19 protein-coding genes are annotated in these 16,668 nt (G+C 59.4%); 8 read left to right on the plus strand and 11 right to left on the minus strand.

Going from position 1 to position 16,668, the window contains the following annotated elements; genetic code table 11:
- Nucleotides 1–46: 46 nt before the first annotated feature.
- The 7 genes from kdsA to HMPREF3138_RS26650 form a co-directional block, all read right to left on the minus strand.
- A complete protein-coding gene (gene kdsA, locus HMPREF3138_RS07050; RefSeq protein ID WP_038872048.1) occupies nucleotides 47–901 on the minus strand; it encodes a 3-deoxy-8-phosphooctulonate synthase in 855 nt (284 codons plus the stop codon).
- A 58-nt stretch (nucleotides 902–959) separates the two neighbouring features.
- Nucleotides 960–1,769 carry an invasion regulator SirB1 gene (gene sirB1, locus HMPREF3138_RS07055; RefSeq protein WP_038872030.1) on the minus strand — a complete coding sequence of 270 codons (810 nt, stop codon included), beginning with the start codon at nucleotides 1,767–1,769 and terminating at the stop codon, nucleotides 960–962.
- Nucleotides 1,766–2,167 carry a SirB2 family protein gene (locus tag HMPREF3138_RS07060; RefSeq protein WP_170310520.1) on the minus strand — a complete coding sequence of 134 codons (402 nt, stop codon included), beginning with the start codon at nucleotides 2,165–2,167 and terminating at the stop codon, nucleotides 1,766–1,768. The genes sirB1 and HMPREF3138_RS07060 overlap by 4 nt, the downstream gene beginning before the upstream one ends.
- A gap of 41 nt (nucleotides 2,168–2,208) precedes the next feature.
- Nucleotides 2,209–3,042, minus strand: a complete 834-nt coding sequence (gene prmC, locus HMPREF3138_RS07065; RefSeq protein WP_070558890.1) for a peptide chain release factor N(5)-glutamine methyltransferase — start codon at nucleotides 3,040–3,042, stop codon at nucleotides 2,209–2,211.
- Nucleotides 3,042–4,127, minus strand: coding sequence for a peptide chain release factor 1 (gene prfA / locus HMPREF3138_RS07070; RefSeq protein ID WP_070558892.1), 1,086 nt, complete (start codon nucleotides 4,125–4,127; stop codon nucleotides 3,042–3,044). Before prfA ends, prmC begins: the two co-directional genes overlap by 1 nt.
- Nucleotides 4,128–4,158: 31 nt before the next feature.
- Nucleotides 4,159–5,421, minus strand: a complete 1,263-nt coding sequence (gene hemA, locus HMPREF3138_RS07075) for a glutamyl-tRNA reductase (protein ID WP_033638164.1) — start codon at nucleotides 5,419–5,421, stop codon at nucleotides 4,159–4,161.
- Nucleotides 5,422–5,675: 254 nt separating this feature from the next.
- Nucleotides 5,676–5,819: a hypothetical protein gene (locus HMPREF3138_RS26650; protein ID WP_154292182.1), complete on the minus strand. Its 144-nt coding sequence runs from the start codon at nucleotides 5,817–5,819 to the stop codon at nucleotides 5,676–5,678.
- A gap of 299 nt (nucleotides 5,820–6,118) precedes the next feature.
- On the opposite strand from HMPREF3138_RS26650, the gene lolB reads away from it, so the two are divergent.
- The 3 genes from lolB to prs all read left to right on the plus strand — a co-directional run bounded on the left by lolB (nucleotide 6,119) and on the right by prs (nucleotide 8,727).
- A complete protein-coding gene (lolB, locus tag HMPREF3138_RS07080; protein ID WP_038872018.1) occupies nucleotides 6,119–6,742 on the plus strand; it encodes a lipoprotein insertase outer membrane protein LolB in 624 nt (207 codons plus the stop codon).
- The gene (ispE, locus tag HMPREF3138_RS07085) at nucleotides 6,739–7,605 is read left to right on the plus strand and encodes a 4-(cytidine 5'-diphospho)-2-C-methyl-D-erythritol kinase (protein ID WP_038872015.1); all 867 of its coding nucleotides are present in this window, start codon (nucleotides 6,739–6,741) and stop codon (nucleotides 7,603–7,605) included. The genes lolB and ispE overlap by 4 nt, the downstream gene beginning before the upstream one ends.
- Before the next feature lie 174 nt (nucleotides 7,606–7,779).
- Nucleotides 7,780–8,727 (plus strand): ribose-phosphate diphosphokinase, encoded by a 948-nt coding sequence (gene prs, locus HMPREF3138_RS07090; protein WP_004941061.1) that lies wholly within the window; start codon nucleotides 7,780–7,782, stop codon nucleotides 8,725–8,727.
- 185 nt (nucleotides 8,728–8,912) lie between these two features.
- On the opposite strand, the gene ychH is transcribed toward prs, so the two are convergent.
- The gene (gene ychH / locus HMPREF3138_RS07095; RefSeq protein ID WP_070558894.1) at nucleotides 8,913–9,191 is read right to left on the minus strand and encodes a stress-induced protein YchH; all 279 of its coding nucleotides are present in this window, start codon (nucleotides 9,189–9,191) and stop codon (nucleotides 8,913–8,915) included.
- A 301-nt stretch (nucleotides 9,192–9,492) separates the two neighbouring features.
- Here ychH and pth point away from each other — a divergent pair, with 301 nt between their 5' ends.
- Nucleotides 9,493–10,083 (plus strand): aminoacyl-tRNA hydrolase, encoded by a 591-nt coding sequence (gene pth, locus HMPREF3138_RS07100; RefSeq protein WP_004941053.1) that lies wholly within the window; start codon nucleotides 9,493–9,495, stop codon nucleotides 10,081–10,083.
- A gap of 37 nt (nucleotides 10,084–10,120) precedes the next feature.
- Here the strand turns inward: pth and HMPREF3138_RS07105 are convergent, their stop codons facing one another.
- Complete coding sequence (locus HMPREF3138_RS07105; RefSeq protein WP_038872009.1) at nucleotides 10,121–11,650, minus strand: SulP family inorganic anion transporter; 1,530 nt, start codon at nucleotides 11,648–11,650, stop codon at nucleotides 10,121–10,123.
- 334 nt (nucleotides 11,651–11,984) lie between these two features.
- On the opposite strand from HMPREF3138_RS07105, the gene ychF reads away from it, so the two are divergent.
- Nucleotides 11,985–13,076, plus strand: a complete 1,092-nt coding sequence (ychF, locus tag HMPREF3138_RS07110; RefSeq protein ID WP_004941048.1) for a redox-regulated ATPase YchF — start codon at nucleotides 11,985–11,987, stop codon at nucleotides 13,074–13,076.
- 87 nt (nucleotides 13,077–13,163) lie between these two features.
- Here ychF and HMPREF3138_RS07115 read toward each other — a convergent pair whose 3' ends face one another.
- Nucleotides 13,164–13,598, minus strand: coding sequence for a tautomerase family protein (locus HMPREF3138_RS07115; protein WP_038872004.1), 435 nt, complete (start codon nucleotides 13,596–13,598; stop codon nucleotides 13,164–13,166).
- A 166-nt stretch (nucleotides 13,599–13,764) separates the two neighbouring features.
- Here HMPREF3138_RS07115 and HMPREF3138_RS07120 point away from each other — a divergent pair, with 166 nt between their 5' ends.
- On the plus strand, nucleotides 13,765–14,259 hold the full coding sequence (locus tag HMPREF3138_RS07120) for a winged helix-turn-helix transcriptional regulator (RefSeq protein ID WP_038872002.1): 495 nt from the start codon (nucleotides 13,765–13,767) through the stop codon (nucleotides 14,257–14,259).
- A 7-nt stretch (nucleotides 14,260–14,266) separates the two neighbouring features.
- Here HMPREF3138_RS07120 and HMPREF3138_RS07125 read toward each other — a convergent pair whose 3' ends face one another.
- Complete coding sequence (locus HMPREF3138_RS07125; protein WP_225984351.1) at nucleotides 14,267–14,704, minus strand: LuxR C-terminal-related transcriptional regulator; 438 nt, start codon at nucleotides 14,702–14,704, stop codon at nucleotides 14,267–14,269.
- A 618-nt stretch (nucleotides 14,705–15,322) separates the two neighbouring features.
- Here HMPREF3138_RS07125 and HMPREF3138_RS07130 point away from each other — a divergent pair.
- Nucleotides 15,323–15,856: a fimbrial protein gene (locus tag HMPREF3138_RS07130; RefSeq protein WP_015377562.1), complete on the plus strand. Its 534-nt coding sequence runs from the start codon at nucleotides 15,323–15,325 to the stop codon at nucleotides 15,854–15,856.
- Nucleotides 15,857–15,915: 59 nt separating this feature from the next.
- Complete coding sequence (locus HMPREF3138_RS07135; protein ID WP_223182005.1) at nucleotides 15,916–16,668, plus strand: fimbrial biogenesis chaperone; 753 nt, start codon at nucleotides 15,916–15,918, stop codon at nucleotides 16,666–16,668.

Genomic DNA, 16,668 nt, shown 5'->3' on the forward strand with positions numbered 1-16,668 from the left:
GGTTCACGCTAAAGCGCGATGAACCTTTTTTTATGGCGACGAGCGCTTAGTTGCTGGTATCCAGCTCCGGGAAGCTCTTCACCAGGTCGTCGATGGCTTTCATCTGCGCCAGGAACGGCTCCAGCTTGTCCAACGGCAGCGCGGACGGGCCGTCGCACTTGGCGTTTTTCGGATCCGGGTGCGCTTCGAGGAACAGGCCGGCCAGGCCAACCGCCATACCGGCGCGCGCCAGCTCGGCCACCTGAGCGCGGCGGCCGCCGGACGCGGCGCCGAACGGATCGCGGGTCTGCAGCGCGTGGGTCACGTCGAAGATCACCGGATGGCCGCCGGTCACGTTTTTCATCACGTTGATGCCCAGCATGTCGACCACCAGGTTGTCATAGCCAAAGTTGCTGCCGCGATCGCACAGGATCACCTGGTCGTTGCCGCCTTCTTTGAACTTGTCGACGATGTTGCCCATCTGCCCCGGGCTGACGAACTGCGGCTTCTTGACGTTGATCACCGCGCCGGTTTTCGCCATCGCTTCCACCAGATCGGTCTGACGCGCCAGGAAGGCCGGCAGCTGGATCACGTCAACCACTTCGGAAACCGGCTGCGCCTGCGCCGCTTCATGCACGTCGGTGATGATTTTCACGCCGAAGGTTTTTTTCAGCTCTTCGAAGATCTTCATCCCTTCTTCCAGGCCCGGACCGCGGTACGAGTGGATGGAGGAACGGTTGGCCTTGTCGAAAGAGGCTTTGAATACGTAAGGGATGCCCAGTTTTTGCGTCACGGTGACGTAGTGTTCGCAGATGCTCATCGCCAGATCGCGCGATTCCAGCACGTTCATACCGCCAAACAGCACAAACGGCAGATCGTTTGCTACGTCGATATCGCCAATGCTAACCACTTTCTGTTTCATGCTTTCGCCTTTGTTAAGGTTGTAACCGTCGCCTTGCAAACTGCACGGAGTCATTGAATTAATGCAGCGTCACCTGTTTCGGCTCAATCGAGTGGATCTGTACTTTGATCACTTCGCTGACCGGGTCTTCAGGACACTGCTCGACAAAATAGTTGAGGTCGGAAATCGCGATATGGTTGCACTCCAGCTGGGCGTAAATCAGCCCGCGGTCGCGGATCTCGTACGGGTCTTCCGGATCGAAGCACAGCACCGTTTCGCTGGTGCGCAGCGCCATTTCCAGCTGTTTTTCTTCCATCAGGGCGGCCTTCAGCGTATCGAGCATCTTGCGCACCACCATGATGTTCTCCGACTCGTCGAGATCGTCGTCTTCCAGCTCGGCGCCCAGCCCCAGGTTGCCCTTGATCCACACTTCCAGCTGGTGCTCGCTCAGGGTTTCGCCGTTCAGCGGGTTGATCAGCCACAGCTCTTCGTCCAGCCAGTCGGCGCGCAGGATCAGCTGAGTGGGGAAAATCACCGGCAGCAGCGGCAGATCCAGCGCGTTGGCAATATGCAGGAAGATAGTGCCCAGCGAGACCGGCGTCCCCTGCCGCGCTTCCAGCACCTTGTCCAGCCAGATGGCGTCCGACAGGCGGTACACGCCGCTGGCGCCGCCGAATCCCCAGGTCTTGTAAAACAGTTCGATGAGCGCATCCAGTTGCTGCTCCTGAGTGATATCGACCGGCACCGCCGCGCGCGCTTCGTCCACCAGCTGTTGCAGCTTGCGCTCCACGTCAGCAACCGGGAAATCGCGCCGCACCGACTGCGACACCAGGATCACCCCTTCGCTCAGCGGCGAGGCGTTAAATTCAAAATCAGCAATGCTACTCATAGGTATCCCATCAAAAACGGTATTTTCGTCGTGGCAAGTTTAATTATCAGGTACAGGCAGCCCAACGCCAGCACGAACGCCACGGTTCGCAGCCGCTGACTTTTGGTCTTCTTGCCCAATGCGACGTAGCCAAGCAGGATATAGATAATAACGCCAAACAGCTTCTCGGTCAGCCATGAGTCCATACCCAGCAGCGGATAAAACCCGAACATCACCACCAGCGCGATGCCGCTGACGAACAACAGCGTGTCGTTCAGGTGCGGCGCTACCTTGACCCAGCGGCGGCCCATGATCGGCGAGCGGCGCCATTGCCAAAAAAAACGCAGCACAAACAAGGTAATACTGATGGCGACCGTCAGCAAATGGAAATGTTTCAACGCGGTGTATGCAGTCATGATGCTCCCTTAAATGGCTCGGGCGTCGTTATTATGAGAGGCGCTTATCCCGGCCATTGGCCGAGCGTCACGCGGTCGTTGTCGCCATAATCACGGTGGGTGGCGACAGCGTAAAATCCGGCGGCCTGCAGCAGCGCGCGCACGCTCTCGCCCTGCTGCCAGCCGTGTTCCAACAGCAGCCAGCCCTGGGGCTGCAAATGGTGCGGCGCCTGGCGCACGATGGCGGCCAGATCCGCCAACCCATGATCGGCGGCGACCAGCGCGCTGCCGGGCTCGAAGCGCACGTCGCCCTGCGACAAATGCGGATCGGCGGCGTCGATATAGGGCGGATTGCTGGCGATCAGCGCGAAGCGTTGCCCCGCCACCGGCGCAAACCAGCTGCCCTGTAGAAATCGGACGTTGTCGATCTTCAGCTTGTGCGCATTGTGCTGCGCCAGCGCGACCGCCTCCGGCTGCACATCGACGCCGATGGCCGAACAATCGGGGCGCTCGCCGGCCAGCGCCAGCGCGATGGCGCCGGTACCGGTGCCGAGATCGAGGAAGTGGCAGGGTTGTGGCGGCAGGCGCGCCAGCGCCAGCTCCACCAGGCATTCGGTATCCGGGCGTGGGATCAGCGTTGCGGGCGAAACCGACAGCGGCAGCGACCAAAATTCGCGCTCGCCCACCAGGTAGGCCACCGGCTCACCGCGTTCGCGGCGCGCCAGCAGCGTCTCCAGCTGCTGTTGCTGCGCTGGCGTCAGCTGAGTTTCCCCGAACGCCATCAGGAAGGTTCTGGCCTTGCCGGTCACGAAACCCAACAGGATTTCCGCGTCGCGCCGGGCGCTGTCGCTGTGGGTCAAACGCGCGGCGGCGGCTTTCAGCCAGTGTTGATAGTCCATCACTCTTGCTCGGCGGACAGCGCAGCCAGCTGATCGGCCTGATACTCCTGCACGATCGGCTGGATCAGCATGTCCAGTTTGCCTTCCATCACTTCGTCCAGGCGGCAGAGCGTCAGGTTGATGCGGTGGTCGGTCACCCGCCCCTGCGGGAAGTTGTAGGTGCGGTTACGGTCGGAACGGTCGCCGCTGCCCAGCAGGTTGCGGCGAGTGGACGCCTCGGCCTGCTGGCGCTTGGCCATCTCGGCGGCGCGAATGCGCGCGCCCAGCACCGACATCGCCTTGGCTTTGTTTTTGTGCTGTGAACGCTCGTCCTGGCACTCCACCACGATGCCGGTCGGCAGGTGGGTGATGCGGATTGCCGAGTCGGGGGTGTTAACGTGCTGGCCACCGGCGCCGGAGGAGCGGAAGGTGTCGATTTTCAGGTCGCTCGGGTTGATGTCCGGCAGCTCGGCCTCCGGCACTTCCGGCATCACCGCCACGGTGCAGGCGGAGGTGTGGATGCGCCCCTGGGATTCGGTTTCCGGCACGCGCTGCACGCGGTGGCCGCCGGATTCAAACTTCAGTTGGCCGTACACGCCGTCGCCGGAAACTTTGGCGATCACTTCTTTGAAACCGCCGTGTTCGCCTTCGTTGGCGCTCATCACCTCGACGCGCCAGCGGCGGCTTTCCGCATAGCGGCTGTACATGCGGAACAGATCGCCGGCGAAGATCGCCGCCTCATCACCGCCGGTGCCGGCGCGCACTTCGAGGAAGCAGCTGCGCTCATCGTCCGGATCTTTCGGCAGCAGCAACACCTGCAGCTGCTGCTCCAGCTCTTCGCTGGCCGCCCGCGCCTGTTTCAGCTCTTCCTGCGCCATCTCGCGCATTTCCGGATCGTCCAGCATCATTTCCGCCGTCTCCAGATCCTCCTGCACCTGACGCCATTCCAGGAAGCAGCGGCTGACGTCGGTCAGCTGCGCGTATTCTCGCGACAGCGCGCGGAACCGGTCTTGGTCGGCGATAACGCCGGCATCGCCGAGCAGCGCCTGCACTTCTTCATGGCGCTCTTGTAACGCTTCCAGTTTGGCAACAATAGAAGGCTTCATGCGTGGTAATAAACCCTGTTAATAGAGAAAACTAATGCTGATCCAGCCCAAGGCTGTCGCGTAATAACTGCAACCGCTCCACGTCGCCGTCGCCGGCGGCCTGCTGGAGGGATTTGGTGGGGGCATGAATAAGACGGTTGGTCAGTTTATGGGCCAGCTCGTGAATAACCTGCTCCACGTTGGCGCCTTGCGCGATGGCGGCCAGCGCTTTGGCCTCCATCTCTGCGCGAATTTGGTCGGCCTGCGAACGGTAGTCGCGGATGGTTTCCACCGCGCCCTGCGAGCGCAGCCAGGCCATGAAGTTGGTGCTTTCCTGCTGCACGATCGACTCCGCCTGCACCGCCGCCGCTTTGCGCTGCGCCAGATTGCTTTGAATGATGGCGTGCAGATCGTCCACGCTGTAGAGATAGGCGTTGGCCAGTTTGCCGACTTCCGGTTCGATGTCGCGCGGTACGGCGATATCCACCAGCAGCATCGGCTGGTTGCGGCGCGCCTTCAGCGCGCGCTCCACCATCCCCTTACCGATGATCGGCAGCGGGCTGGCGGTGGAACTGATGATGATGTCGGCGTCCGCCAGGCGTTCGTCGATCTCCGGCAAGGTGATCACCTCCGCGCCGACCTCGTCCGCCAGCAGCTGGGCGCGCTCGCGGGTGCGGTTGGCGATGATCATGTGCCGCACTTTGTGTTCGCGCAGGTGGCGCGCCACCAGTTCGATGGTTTCACCGGCGCCCACCAGCAAGACGTTGAGATCGGCCAACGATTCGAAGATCTGGCGCGCCAGGGTACAGGCGGCAAAAGCCACGGAGACCGCGCTGGCGCCGATGTCGGTTTCGGTACGCACGCGCTTGGCAACGGAGAAGGATTTCTGGAACAGACGCTCCAGCTCGCCGGACAGCGACTGGCCGCGTTGCGACTCGGCGAAAGCTTTTTTCACCTGCCCGAGGATCTGCGGTTCGCCCAGCACCAATGAGTCCAACCCGCTGGCCACCCGCATCAAATGGCTGACCGCGTCGTTGCCCTGATGCCAGTACAGGCTTTTCTTCACCTCTTCCGGGCGCAGGTTGTGGTAGGCGCACAGCCAGGCGACCAGCTGCTCGTGCATGTGTTCCTGCTGCTCTACGCTGAGGTACAGCTCGGTGCGGTTGCAGGTGGACAACACGACGCCGCCCTGCACCAACGGTTGTTGGAGCAAGCTGGTCAGCGCCTCATCGATGGACTCTGGCGAGAAGGTCACCCTTTCACGCAGAGAAACCGGAGCGGTTTTGTGATTTATACCTAACGCCAGCAGGGTCATTGCTTCGAGTAATACTTCTGTTGGTACGGGTTCTCGTTGAACGGCATTCTACTTGATGCGCAGGATCAATAAAAGTAACAACCGCATCTTCCGTTCAATCGTTGCCATAGACGGCATCAATCGATGAATAATTAATAAATACAGTGAGATGATTTATTATTTGACGACATAACATACTGAATTTTAGCGCAGGATGCGATCTCCCGCACAGGATTCGGTAAAACCTGCAGGTTATCCGCTTATAATCCGCGCGTTTACCAACCCAGCGTGCCGCAACGGTAGGAGGGATCCAAGATAAAAGAGACCTGCCGGCAAAAAACCTGCTTGGCCTGAAAATAAAAAAATACCGCGCCGGCAAAACACAGAAGCGAAATGATTATCCGCGTCGCAATCTTCATTCGATTATTTCCCGCAACAAAAACCCCCGGCAGCATACCGAGGCAAACATCAACCAAACGCTAACGGCGGTCACCCCGCCGTATCGAAAATTGTTGCCCCCGAACAACGGCACGAAACGATTGTGTTAATCTTAATGACGCCCCAATGCGCGTACCGGGTTGGCATTGCGCCGGTAAAAGCGGCAAGATTCAACGCGATGCAGCAAAAAATTGACGCGCCGCCGCCGCCCCGTTAGCGTGAGCGCTGAATCCGGGTTTCGTCGCGCATGCCCGCAAGGACAAAAGGACAAGAGAAAGTTATGCCAATACGCAAAGTTAGTTTGCTCCGTCTGATCCCGCTGGCCAGCCTGGTGCTGGCCGCCTGTACCACCACCAAGCCGACCGGCCCGGCCACCAGCCCGACTTCTCCCCAGTGGCGCGCCCATGAGCAGGCGGTGCAGCAGCTCAGCACCTATCAGACCCGCGGCTCCTTCGCCTACTTGTCTGATCAGAAAAAAGTCTACGCCCGCTTCTTCTGGCAGCAGTTCTCGCCGGAGCGCTACCGTCTGCTGTTGACCAACCCGCTGGGCAGCACGGAAATGGATCTCAACGTGCAGAAAAACGTGGTGCAGCTGACCGACAACCAGGGCAAACGCTACGTCAGCGACAACCCGGAAGAGATGATCCGCAAGCTGACCGGCATGGCGATCCCGCTGAACAACCTGCGCCAGTGGATGCTCGGCCTGCCGGGCGAAGCCAACGATTTTGCGCTGGATGACCAATATCGCCTGAGCAAGCTGACTTACCAGCAAGGCGGCCAAACCTGGAAAGTGGATTACCAGGGCTACAGCAACGAGGTGCAGCCGACGCTGCCGAACCGCCTGGAACTGCAGCAGGGCGAGCAGCGCATCAAGCTGAAAATGGATAACTGGACGCTCAAATGATTCGCCAGTGGCCCTCCCCCGCGAAACTCAACCTGTTTTTGTACATCACCGGCCGTCGTGAAGACGGCTATCACCTGCTGCAGACGCTGTTTCAGTTCTTGGACTACGGCGACACCCTGACCATTGACCCGCGCCAGGACGACCGCATTCATCTGCTGACGCCGGTCGACGGCGTGCCGGACGAACAGAACCTGATCGTGCGCGCCGCCCGCCTGCTGCAGCGCTATTGCGATGAGCGCGGCCTGCAGACCGCACCGCGCGGCGCCGACATCAGCATCGACAAGCGCCTGCCGATGGGCGGCGGCCTGGGCGGCGGCTCCTCCAACGCCGCCACCGTGCTGGTGGCGCTCAACGAACTGTGGCGCTGCGGTCTTGGCGACGACCAACTGGCAGCGCTGGGGCTCAGCCTCGGCGCCGACGTGCCGGTGTTCGTGCGCGGCCACGCCGCCTTCGCCGAAGGCATCGGCGAGTGCCTGCAGCCGGCCGAGCCGCAGGAAAAGTGGTATCTGGTGGCGCATCCCGGCGTCGGCATCCCGACGCCGGTTATCTTCGGTGACCCCGAATTGAAAAGAGACACCCCGGTTCGCTCCTTAAGTGAGCTGTTGCAGGCGCCGTACGCAAATGATTGCGAACCGATCGCAAGAAAACGTTTTCGCGAGGTTGAACAGCTTCTTTCATGGCTGTTAGAATACGCCCCGTCACGCCTGACTGGCACAGGTGCTTGTGTGTTTGCTGAATTCGACACAGAAATCGCCGCCCGTCAGGTGTTAAATCAAGCCCCGGAGTGGTTGTGTGGTTTTGTAGCGCGCGGCGTTAACGTCTCCCCACTACATCGCATTCGTTCCGGGCGGTTTGAGTCGTAGCTCAACGTTTCGCTGCGCAGGGTCATGCACACCTGGCCCTGTTATCCCTGCGCTGCCTGCGGTCTCAATTTTAGTTTTACATACCCGTATGTATATTGCGCCGGCGTCGCCGACTGCCCCTTGGTGATGTCGTATGACAATATCTTCTCTGGACGCAAGCCTGAGGTTCTTCTCGTGCCTGATATGAAGCTTTTTGCTGGTAACGCCACCCCGGAACTAGCACAACGTATTGCCAACCGTTTGTACACCAGCCTTGGTGACGCCGCTGTAGGTCGTTTTAGCGACGGCGAAGTGAGCGTGCAAATCAACGAAAATGTACGCGGCGGTGATATTTTCATCATCCAGTCCACCTGTGCCCCGACCAACGACAACCTGATGGAACTGGTTGTGATGGTCGACGCCCTGCGTCGCGCCTCCGCAGGTCGTATTACCGCCGTTATCCCTTACTTCGGCTATGCCCGCCAGGATCGCCGCGTGCGTTCCGCGCGTGTGCCGATCACCGCCAAGGTGGTTGCCGATTTCCTCTCCAGCGTAGGGGTTGACCGCGTTCTGACGGTGGATCTGCATGCTGAGCAGATTCAAGGCTTCTTCGACGTACCGGTAGACAACGTGTTCGGCAGCCCGATCCTGCTGGAAGACATGCTGCAGCAGAACCTGGAAAACCCGATCGTGGTTTCCCCGGACATCGGCGGCGTAGTGCGTGCCCGCGCCATCGCCAAACTGCTGAACGACACCGACATGGCCATCATCGACAAACGCCGCCCGCGCGCGAACGTGTCTCAGGTGATGCACATCATCGGTGACGTGGCAGGCCGCGACTGCGTGCTGGTCGACGACATGATCGACACCGGCGGTACCTTGTGTAAAGCGGCTGAAGCGTTGAAAGAACGCGGTGCCAAGCGCGTATTCGCCTACGCGACGCACCCGATCTTCTCCGGCAACGCCGTGGACAACATCAAGAACTCGGTGATTGATGAAGTGATCGTCTGCGACACCATTCCGCTGTCGCCGGAAATCAAGGCACTGAAAAACGTTCGCACTCTGACCCTGTCCGGCATGCTGGCTGAAGCCATCCGCCGCATCAGCAACGAAGAGTCGATCTCTGCGATGTTCGAGCATTGATTCGTCGTCTTTCCGGTGCGGCGCCCACCGTGCCGGAAAGATAGCGTGCCCGACAGCAGAAAAAGAAAAACCCGTTGGTGCGTGAGCAACAACGGGTTTTCTACTCGTAGTCCGACATGACTTCAAACCTTAATGCACGGCAGATATTCCCTTGCCCTGCTCTTGCTTCCCTTCTGCTTTTTTAATCAATGCGACGAACGATGTTGGTCGTTACGGCACCGTTTATCAAAGTGTTTTCCCCACCAGTAGCGATCCGCCACCTGCTCGCGGCCGCCGATACGCGCGCCCACCAGCCACAACAGCGCGCCGACGAAGATACTCATGATGGCGCCGTGGGCGAAAAATTGCGGTAAATCGAACTGGGATACTTCAGCAACAATGGAGTATCCGACGCCACCGATCATCACGACCAGGCCCAGCCCCATAAAAAAGTTGCCCATTCTGTCCGCGTTTCTGCGTTTCATATGCCACCTCCATGATTGCCATGTGCCAACCGGGATAACGCTGCAACTTGTTAACCCACTTTGATAAGTTAAGTATAGTCCTTGTGGCGGCAAGGGGATTGCGGAGGCGATCACAAATGGTAAAGAATTATTGACACTTCTTAACACACCGCTGAAAATTAGCGGACAAATTGAATTATTCAGCTAATGAATCATTCGTCTTTCTTACCTAAGGCGACGGCGGAGATCGGATTTTGTCATTCGCCGCCCCGGCAGGTAGACTAAGGCCCTTTCCATTACCCTGATCATAGCGAATCTCCCAGTGAGCAGTATTAAATTGATAGTCGGCCTGGCCAACCCGGGCGCGGAATATGCCCAGACGCGCCACAACGCCGGCGCCTGGTACGTCGATCTGCTGGCCCAGCGCCACAATCAGCAGTTGAAAGAAGAGAGCAAGTTCTTCGGCTACACCGCCCGCTTGAACCTGGCGGGCAACGACGTGCGCCTGCTGGTGCCGACCACATTCATGAATCTGAGCGGCAAAGCGGTGCTGGCGATGGCCAACTTCTACCGCATCGAGCCGAACGAGATTTTGGTGGCGCACGACGAGCTGGATCTGCCGCCCGGCGTGGCCAAAATCAAGCTCGGCGGCGGCAACGGTGGCCACAACGGCCTGAAAGACATCCAGAACAAGTTCGGCAACAACCCGAACTTTTACCGCCTGCGTATCGGTATCGGCCATCCGGGCGACAAGAACAAGGTGGTGGGCTTCGTGCTCGGCAAGCCGCCGGCCAGCGAGCAGAAGATGATTGACGAAGCGATCGACGAGTCGCTGCGCTGCACCGAGATGCTGATGAAGGACGGGCTGGAAAAAACCGTTCAGCGCCTGCACAGCTTCAAGGCGCAGGCCTGAACCTTGCCGCAGCGGGCGCCCTGCCCGCTGCCTGCATCTAGCCGCGCGGGTTGAAGGTCTCCTCGCTCACGCGGCGGTCATCGGCGGTGAAGCCCTCTTCCGCCACGTAATACTGCGGATCGTCCAGCTCATGGCTGCAGAACGGCCCGGCGCGCTTGAGCAAGCGCACGCAGTCACCGCTCAGGTGGCGCAGACGAATGCTTTTTCCCGCCGCCAGATAACGCGCCGTCAGCTTATCGATCGCCTCTACGCCGCTGGAATCCATCACCCGGGTGCCGGCAAAATCCAGCACCACATTCTGCGGATCGCTCTGCGGATCGAACAGCTCGGCGAAACCGGCAGCGGAGCCGAAGAACAGCGGGCCATCCAGTTGATACACCGCCACGTCGCCCGTCACCTGCCGCTGGCGCACGCGGATGCGCGCCTGCTGCCAGGCGAACACCAGCGCCGAGATAATCACCCCGCTGATCACCGCCACCGCCAGATCGGTAAAGATGGTGATCAGCGTGACGGCGAGCATCACCAGCGCGTCCGCCTTCGGCATGCGGCGCAAACGGCGCAGCGAGCTCCACTCGAAGGTGTTGTAACACACTACCAGCATCACCCCGGCCAGCGCCGCCACCGGCAGCAGGCCGATATAGCGCGACAGGCTGACCACGAACAGAATCAACAGAATGGCGCCCACCGTGCCGGAAATGCGCCCGCGCCCGCCCGAGGTGAAGTTGATGATCGACTGGCCGATCATCGCGCAGCCGGCGAAGCAGCCGAACAGGCCGCATACCGCATTACCGGCGCCCTGCGCGATGCTCTCGCGGTTGCCGTTCCCCTTCTTGCCGCCCATTTCCTCCAGCACCGTCATGGTCAGCAGCGATTCAATCAAACCGACCAGGGCGATCACCACCGCATAGGGCAGCACTACCCGCACCATCTCCAGGGTGAACGGCGCCGTCGGCAGGCTGAAGTGCGGCAGCGCGCCGGAAATGTCCGCCAGATCGCCCACCCGCAGCGTGTGCAGATTGAGGCCAATCGCCAACGCCGAAACCACCAGCAGCGCCGCCAGCGAAGACGGAATGGCTTTGGTCAGGCGCGGGAACAGCACCACCACCGCAATCGCCAGCGCCACCAGGCCGTACATCAGCGGCCCCTGCCCGGCGATCATCTTCAGCTGCGCCAGCATGATGACGATCGCCAGGCCGTTGACGAAGCCGTGGATCGCCGGCAGCGGCACCAGACGAATGAACTTGCCCAGCCGGAAGGCGCCAATCAGGATTTGAATCCCCCCGGCGAACAGCGTGGCCCACAGCACGTAGCCCATGCCGTACTGCGCCGCCAGGCTCATCAGCACCACCACAATGGAGCCGGCGGCGCCGGAAACCATGCCCGGCTTGCCGCCGAACAGTGCCGTGACCAGGCCGATGATAAACGCGGTATGCAAACCGACGATCGGCGAAAGACCGGCGACCAGCGAAAAGCCGACCGCCTCGGGGATCATCGAAACCGCCACCACAAAGCCCGCCAGGACTTCATTTTTAACGTCCGCGATCCTGACGTTACTCAGGTTAAACATGCATTATTCACTTATGACAGATGACATCATCTCCCCGCGTAGCGGGTATGGGGTACCGCAAGGGGCGGCAGACTGGAGGCGGGCACAGCTCAGGGTGGCGTAGGCAAGAAATACATCCGGCGCGTTTCCTGTCGGTTAATCGGAACGGCCAGTATGGGTAAATGTGATCCAAATCTCAAATAAAAACCGGCCGCCCGCGCTGGGTTCGCCCCGGCCAAGCAAGTCTGATCGAGATAAACGCCCATTACGTGTATAATGGCGGCATTATTTTGCCCTTTATGCAGTCGATTAAACCTAACCGGCTGATAGTTAAGATATTTAAGGTGATTATAACATGGGATTCAAATGCGGTATCGTCGGCCTGCCTAACGTAGGCAAATCCACCCTGTTCAACGCGTTGACCAAAGCGGGCATTGAAGCAGCCAACTTCCCGTTCTGCACCATTGAACCGAACACCGGTGTGGTGCCGATGCCCGATCCGCGTCTGGATAAGCTGGCCGAGATCGTCAAGCCACAGCGCATTCTGCCAACCACCATGGAATTCGTCGACATCGCCGGCCTGGTGAAAGGCGCGTCTAAAGGTGAAGGTCTGGGCAACCAGTTCCTGACCAACATCCGCGAAACCGAAGCCATCGGCCACGTGGTGCGCTGCTTCGAGAACGACAACATCATTCACGTCAACAACAAGGTCGATCCGGCCGAAGACATCGACGTCATCAACACCGAGCTGGCGCTGTCTGACCTGGACACCTGCGAGCGCGCCATCCACCGCGTGCAGAAGAAAGCCAAAGGCGGCGACAAAGACGCCAAGGCCGAGCTGGCGGCGCTGGAAAAATGCCTGCCGCACCTGGAAAACGCCGGCATGCTGCGCGCGCTGGATCTGACCGCAGAAGACAAAGCGGCGATCAAATACCTGAGCTTCCTGACCCTGAAGCCAACCATGTACATCGCCAACGTCAACGAAGACGGCTTCGAGAACAACCCGTACCTGGACACCGTGCGTAAAATCGCCGACGCCGAAGGCTCCGTGGTAGTTGCCGTGTGCGCCGCCGTGGAATCCGACATCGCCGAGCTGGAAGACGAAGAGCGCGACGAGTTCATGGCCGAGCTGGGCCTGGAAGAGCCGGGCCTGAACCGCGTGATCCGCGCCGGTTACGAGCTGCTGAACCTGCAGACCTACTTCACCGCCGGCGTGAAAGAAGTGCGCGCCTGGACCATCCCGGTCGGCGCCACCGCCCCGCAGGCGGCCGGCAAGATCCACACCGACTTCGAGAAAGGCTTTATCCGCGCGCAAACCATCGCCTTCGACGACTTCATCACCTACAAGGGTGAACAAGGCGCCAAAGAAGCCGGTAAAATGCGCTCAGAAGGTAAAGACTACATCGTCAAAGACGGCGACGTGATGAACTTCCTGTTCAACGTCTAATCCCTTCCCCGCAGCGTTTCTCTCGGCTGCCGGAAACGTAAAAATCCACGCTTCGGCGTGGATTTTTTTGTCCTGATATCCCCAGACTCAACCCATCACCCCCTCCCACACCGAAGGCCGGTTCTCGCTGCGCCACTTTTCGCCTGCCGTCGTTCCCGGCGCCGGCGGCTTCAAACCGTCAATCGTCCACAGCGAGAACGGCGTTTCGTCCACGTGCAGTTCCCAGCGCAGCCCATGCGCGGCGATGTAGGGTTGCAGGATACGGGTGCAGGCCGCCAGAAATTGCTGCTGCTCCGCATCGTTGTCCATGGCGCGCGCGATATGGTCAATGGTCACCCGCACGAAATCATCGGCCGGTTCGCCGCCGAGATAGGCCGAACCTGGCGGCAACGCGTGGAAGAAGACGTTGACGTAGAAGCGCGGCAAAAAGTCCTGGTACAGGGCGGTGACCTTCTGCGCAAGCGCGCGTTTATCGGCGGTGCTGAAGGCCGGTTCAGGGTGGTAAATCTGCCACAGTGGCATCGCGGTATCTCCTCGGTGAAGGCGTGGGTTTCCGGCCGGCGTTCAGACCATCGGCCACTGTTAAACATAAACTCCGATAATAAGAGTAATAACTCTAATCATTGAAGTGATCAAGCCGAGGCGATAAAATTATCCGCATTACGGCGGCAAACGGAGGCAAGGCAAAGTGAAAGCAAAAGGGTTTGAAGGCATGACGTGCTCGGTGGCCCACGTGCTGTCGGCATTGGGCGATCGCTGGGGCGCAATCCTCATGCGCGATCTGTTGCTGGGGCTCTCGCGCTATGACGATTTGCGCCAGTCGACCGGCATCACCAACAGCACGTTGGCCGATCGGCTCAGGGCACTGGAAGGCAGCGGCCTCATCGAAAAGCGGCAATACCAAACGCGCCCCGATCGCTACGAGTATCTGCCGACGGAGAAGGGAAAAGATCTCGGGCTGCTGGTGATGGCGATGATCCAGATTGGCGACAAATGGAACCTGTCCGAGCTGACCGGGCCGCCGCTGCACGTGGTTGACCGCGCGACCGGCCACCCCGCCACCCTGTGCGTGGTCGATGCCGTGACCGGCGAATCGCTGCCGCCGCAAAACCTGGCGCTGGCCGCCGGGCCCGGCGCCGATGAGATCACGCGATGGCGGCTGGCCGTCGGCAAAACCCGCTAACGGCACGCTACAACAGCGCAATCATCTTCAGCAGTTCGACCCGATTGCGGATGCCGAACTTTTTGCCGGCGTTATTGAGGTGCGAATAAACGGTTTTCGGGTGCAGGTTAAGCCGCCGCGCGGTCAGGCGGATATCTTCGGTGCGGGCGGTTTCACACAGCACCGCCGCCTCGCCAGGCGTGATTGCCGCCGCCCGCTGCCGGTTCACCACGTGTCGTTCGCTCGTCTCCTGGCGGGCCAGCGTTGCGCAGGTCTCTCGCACCACCTGCAGCGCTTCCCGTTTGTGCAAAACCGCATCCGGCTGCGCCGCAGCGATAAACGCCAGGATCAGCGGTGAAGTCTTATCGATGAAGAACAGTAACCGGACACCTTTATATTCACCGCGCGAATATTTAATGAATTCTAAATACGCCTCGAACCGGTAAATCTCCTGAGGAAACTCCATAATAATTAAATCAGGCGCCGGGCTTATATTTTTAATGATATTCATATTGGGTGAGGATAAGGTTATTACCCCGCCGCCCAATAATGTTTTCATGCCCAGCTGGCACAGCGGTGAACCGTCGATATAAATCACTCTCACTTTAATTCTCCTTATCAGCATGGACGCATGCTTCCACACCTCAGGCGGCTTGTCGCTGCTCTTTTTTGGGGTAATTCTCCTGCAAAGCACACCGATATAAAACATCTTGATAACATGTTTTTCAAATAATCAGGCAGCCGTCAGCACGTTGATTAATACGCAAAAAAGGCATGAATGTTTCAAATTATTTCAATCACAAAAACCGGCGATCCAATAAAATCGCAACGCAATGATATAGATCTATTTTCTATTTTGTATGATATAAGCGAAAATGAAAAAAAATGTAACAACAGGCCTTCTCGTCTTATTTCCTTATTCGAAACACCTATAGGGAAAATTCTTAGTTTGTTAGGATGAAAATCCATGCTTGCCGACGCGTTTAAAAAACAATTGCGCAACATGATTAACCCACAACCGCACGTCAGTAATTTATTACTGTCAGGAAAGCTTTTCTCTAAAGTAAATTAAAGGGCATTTCACATGAATGTTAAATTAGTCGCATTATCCATGCTGGCTCTCTCCGGCGCCTGTGCGGCTGCTTCGTCCAATACGGTGCAATTTAAAGGCGAAGTCAGCACACAAACCTGCTCGGTGAATATTAACGGCAACCAATCCAACCCGGTCGTTCTGCTGCCTACCGTCGCCGCCAGCAAACTCGCCACCAAAGGCGCCACCGCCGGCGACACCACCTTCACCGTCAACGTGACCGGCTGTGCGGCCGCAACCAGCGATACGGCGATCAAAACCGTGCTGGCGGGCAACAACCCAACCACCAACGGCAACCTGGGCAACGCGGGCGATGCGGCCAAAGTGTCCATTCAACTGCTGGACAGCGACGCCACCACGCCGCTGTCGTTCGCCAGCGGTTCGACCGTCACCACGTCGGCGATGACGCTGGCCAAAGACGCCACCTCCACCTCGCAGAACCTGGTGGCCCGCTACTACGCGGAAGACACCGGCGTGGCGGCCGGTTCGGTGATCGCCACCGCACAGTTCGCCATTAGCTACAAATAAGCCGGCGTCAGGCGCCATACCTGTTGATGCCAGCGCCGCCCTTCGCCGGGCGGCGCTGAATGACTCGCTCCCTTTATCGGTTCACGTTTATGCCGCAGATAACCCGCTCCGCCCGCCGATGGGCCGCCCTGTCGCTTTGCCTGATGAGTTTTGCCGCTACCCACGCGTCGGCCAGCGTGACGCTGCTCGGCAACCGCGTGATCTACCCCGCCGAGGCGCGGGAAAAAACGCTGCAGTTCACCAATGACGACGGCACCCCGGCGCTGATGCAGATCTGGCTCGACATCAATAACCCCAAATCCACGCCGGAAAACGCCGATGCGCCCTTTGTCGCCTCGCCGCAAATCTTCCGCATGAATCCGCACAGCGGGCAGATGGTGCGGCTGTCGTTCGTCGGCCAGCCGCTGCCGCGCGATCGCGAATCGCTGTTCTATCTCAACTTCCTGCAGGTGCCCGCCGTGCGCCAGACGGACAGCGACAAGAACAAACTGCTGCTGGTAGTCACCAATCGGCTGAAGGTGTTCTATCGCCCCGCCGGGTTGGCCGGCGACGCCAACCACGTCATCGATCGGCTCAGCCTGCGCCAGGCCGGTAACGCGCTGCGCGTCGACAACCCGACCGGCTACTACGCCAACGTCAGCCAGGCCGCGATCCTGAGCGGCGCGAAGCGCATCGCCATCCCGCAGGCGGATCTGATCCCGCCGTTTTCGCAGGCCAGTTGGCCGGTGAACGGGGAGGTGCGGCAGGTCGCACTGCGCGTCATCAATGACTATGGGGTGGAAATCTCACGCACCCTGAACGTCGCGCGGTGA

The sequence above is a fragment of the Serratia sp. HMSC15F11 genome, from assembly GCF_001808215.1.
Classification (GTDB): Bacteria; Pseudomonadota; Gammaproteobacteria; order Enterobacterales; family Enterobacteriaceae; genus Serratia; species Serratia nevei.

Coding starts and splice junctions, on each gene's coding strand:
- ispE (WP_038872015.1), top strand. CDS start 6,739: ATGATTCGCCAGTGGCCCTCCCCCGCGAAACTCAACCTGTTTTTGTAC.
- prmC (WP_070558890.1), bottom strand. CDS start 3,042: ATGGACTATCAACACTGGCTGAAAGCCGCCGCCGCGCGTTTGACCCAC.
- prfA (WP_070558892.1), bottom strand. CDS start 4,127: ATGAAGCCTTCTATTGTTGCCAAACTGGAAGCGTTACAAGAGCGCCAT.
- HMPREF3138_RS07125 (WP_225984351.1), bottom strand. CDS start 14,704: ATGGAGTTTCCTCAGGAGATTTACCGGTTCGAGGCGTATTTAGAATTC.
- ychF (WP_004941048.1), top strand. CDS start 11,985: ATGGGATTCAAATGCGGTATCGTCGGCCTGCCTAACGTAGGCAAATCC.
- kdsA (WP_038872048.1), bottom strand. CDS start 901: ATGAAACAGAAAGTGGTTAGCATTGGCGATATCGACGTAGCAAACGAT.
- ychH (WP_070558894.1), bottom strand. CDS start 9,191: ATGAAACGCAGAAACGCGGACAGAATGGGCAACTTTTTTATGGGGCTG.
- lolB (WP_038872018.1), top strand. CDS start 6,119: ATGCCAATACGCAAAGTTAGTTTGCTCCGTCTGATCCCGCTGGCCAGC.
- HMPREF3138_RS07105 (WP_038872009.1), bottom strand. CDS start 11,650: ATGTTTAACCTGAGTAACGTCAGGATCGCGGACGTTAAAAATGAAGTC.
- HMPREF3138_RS07135 (WP_223182005.1), top strand. CDS start 15,916: ATGACTCGCTCCCTTTATCGGTTCACGTTTATGCCGCAGATAACCCGC.
- HMPREF3138_RS26650 (WP_154292182.1), bottom strand. CDS start 5,819: ATGAAGATTGCGACGCGGATAATCATTTCGCTTCTGTGTTTTGCCGGC.
- sirB1 (WP_038872030.1), bottom strand. CDS start 1,769: ATGAGTAGCATTGCTGATTTTGAATTTAACGCCTCGCCGCTGAGCGAA.
- hemA (WP_033638164.1), bottom strand. CDS start 5,421: ATGACCCTGCTGGCGTTAGGTATAAATCACAAAACCGCTCCGGTTTCT.
- HMPREF3138_RS07115 (WP_038872004.1), bottom strand. CDS start 13,598: ATGCCACTGTGGCAGATTTACCACCCTGAACCGGCCTTCAGCACCGCC.
- HMPREF3138_RS07130 (WP_015377562.1), top strand. CDS start 15,323: ATGAATGTTAAATTAGTCGCATTATCCATGCTGGCTCTCTCCGGCGCC.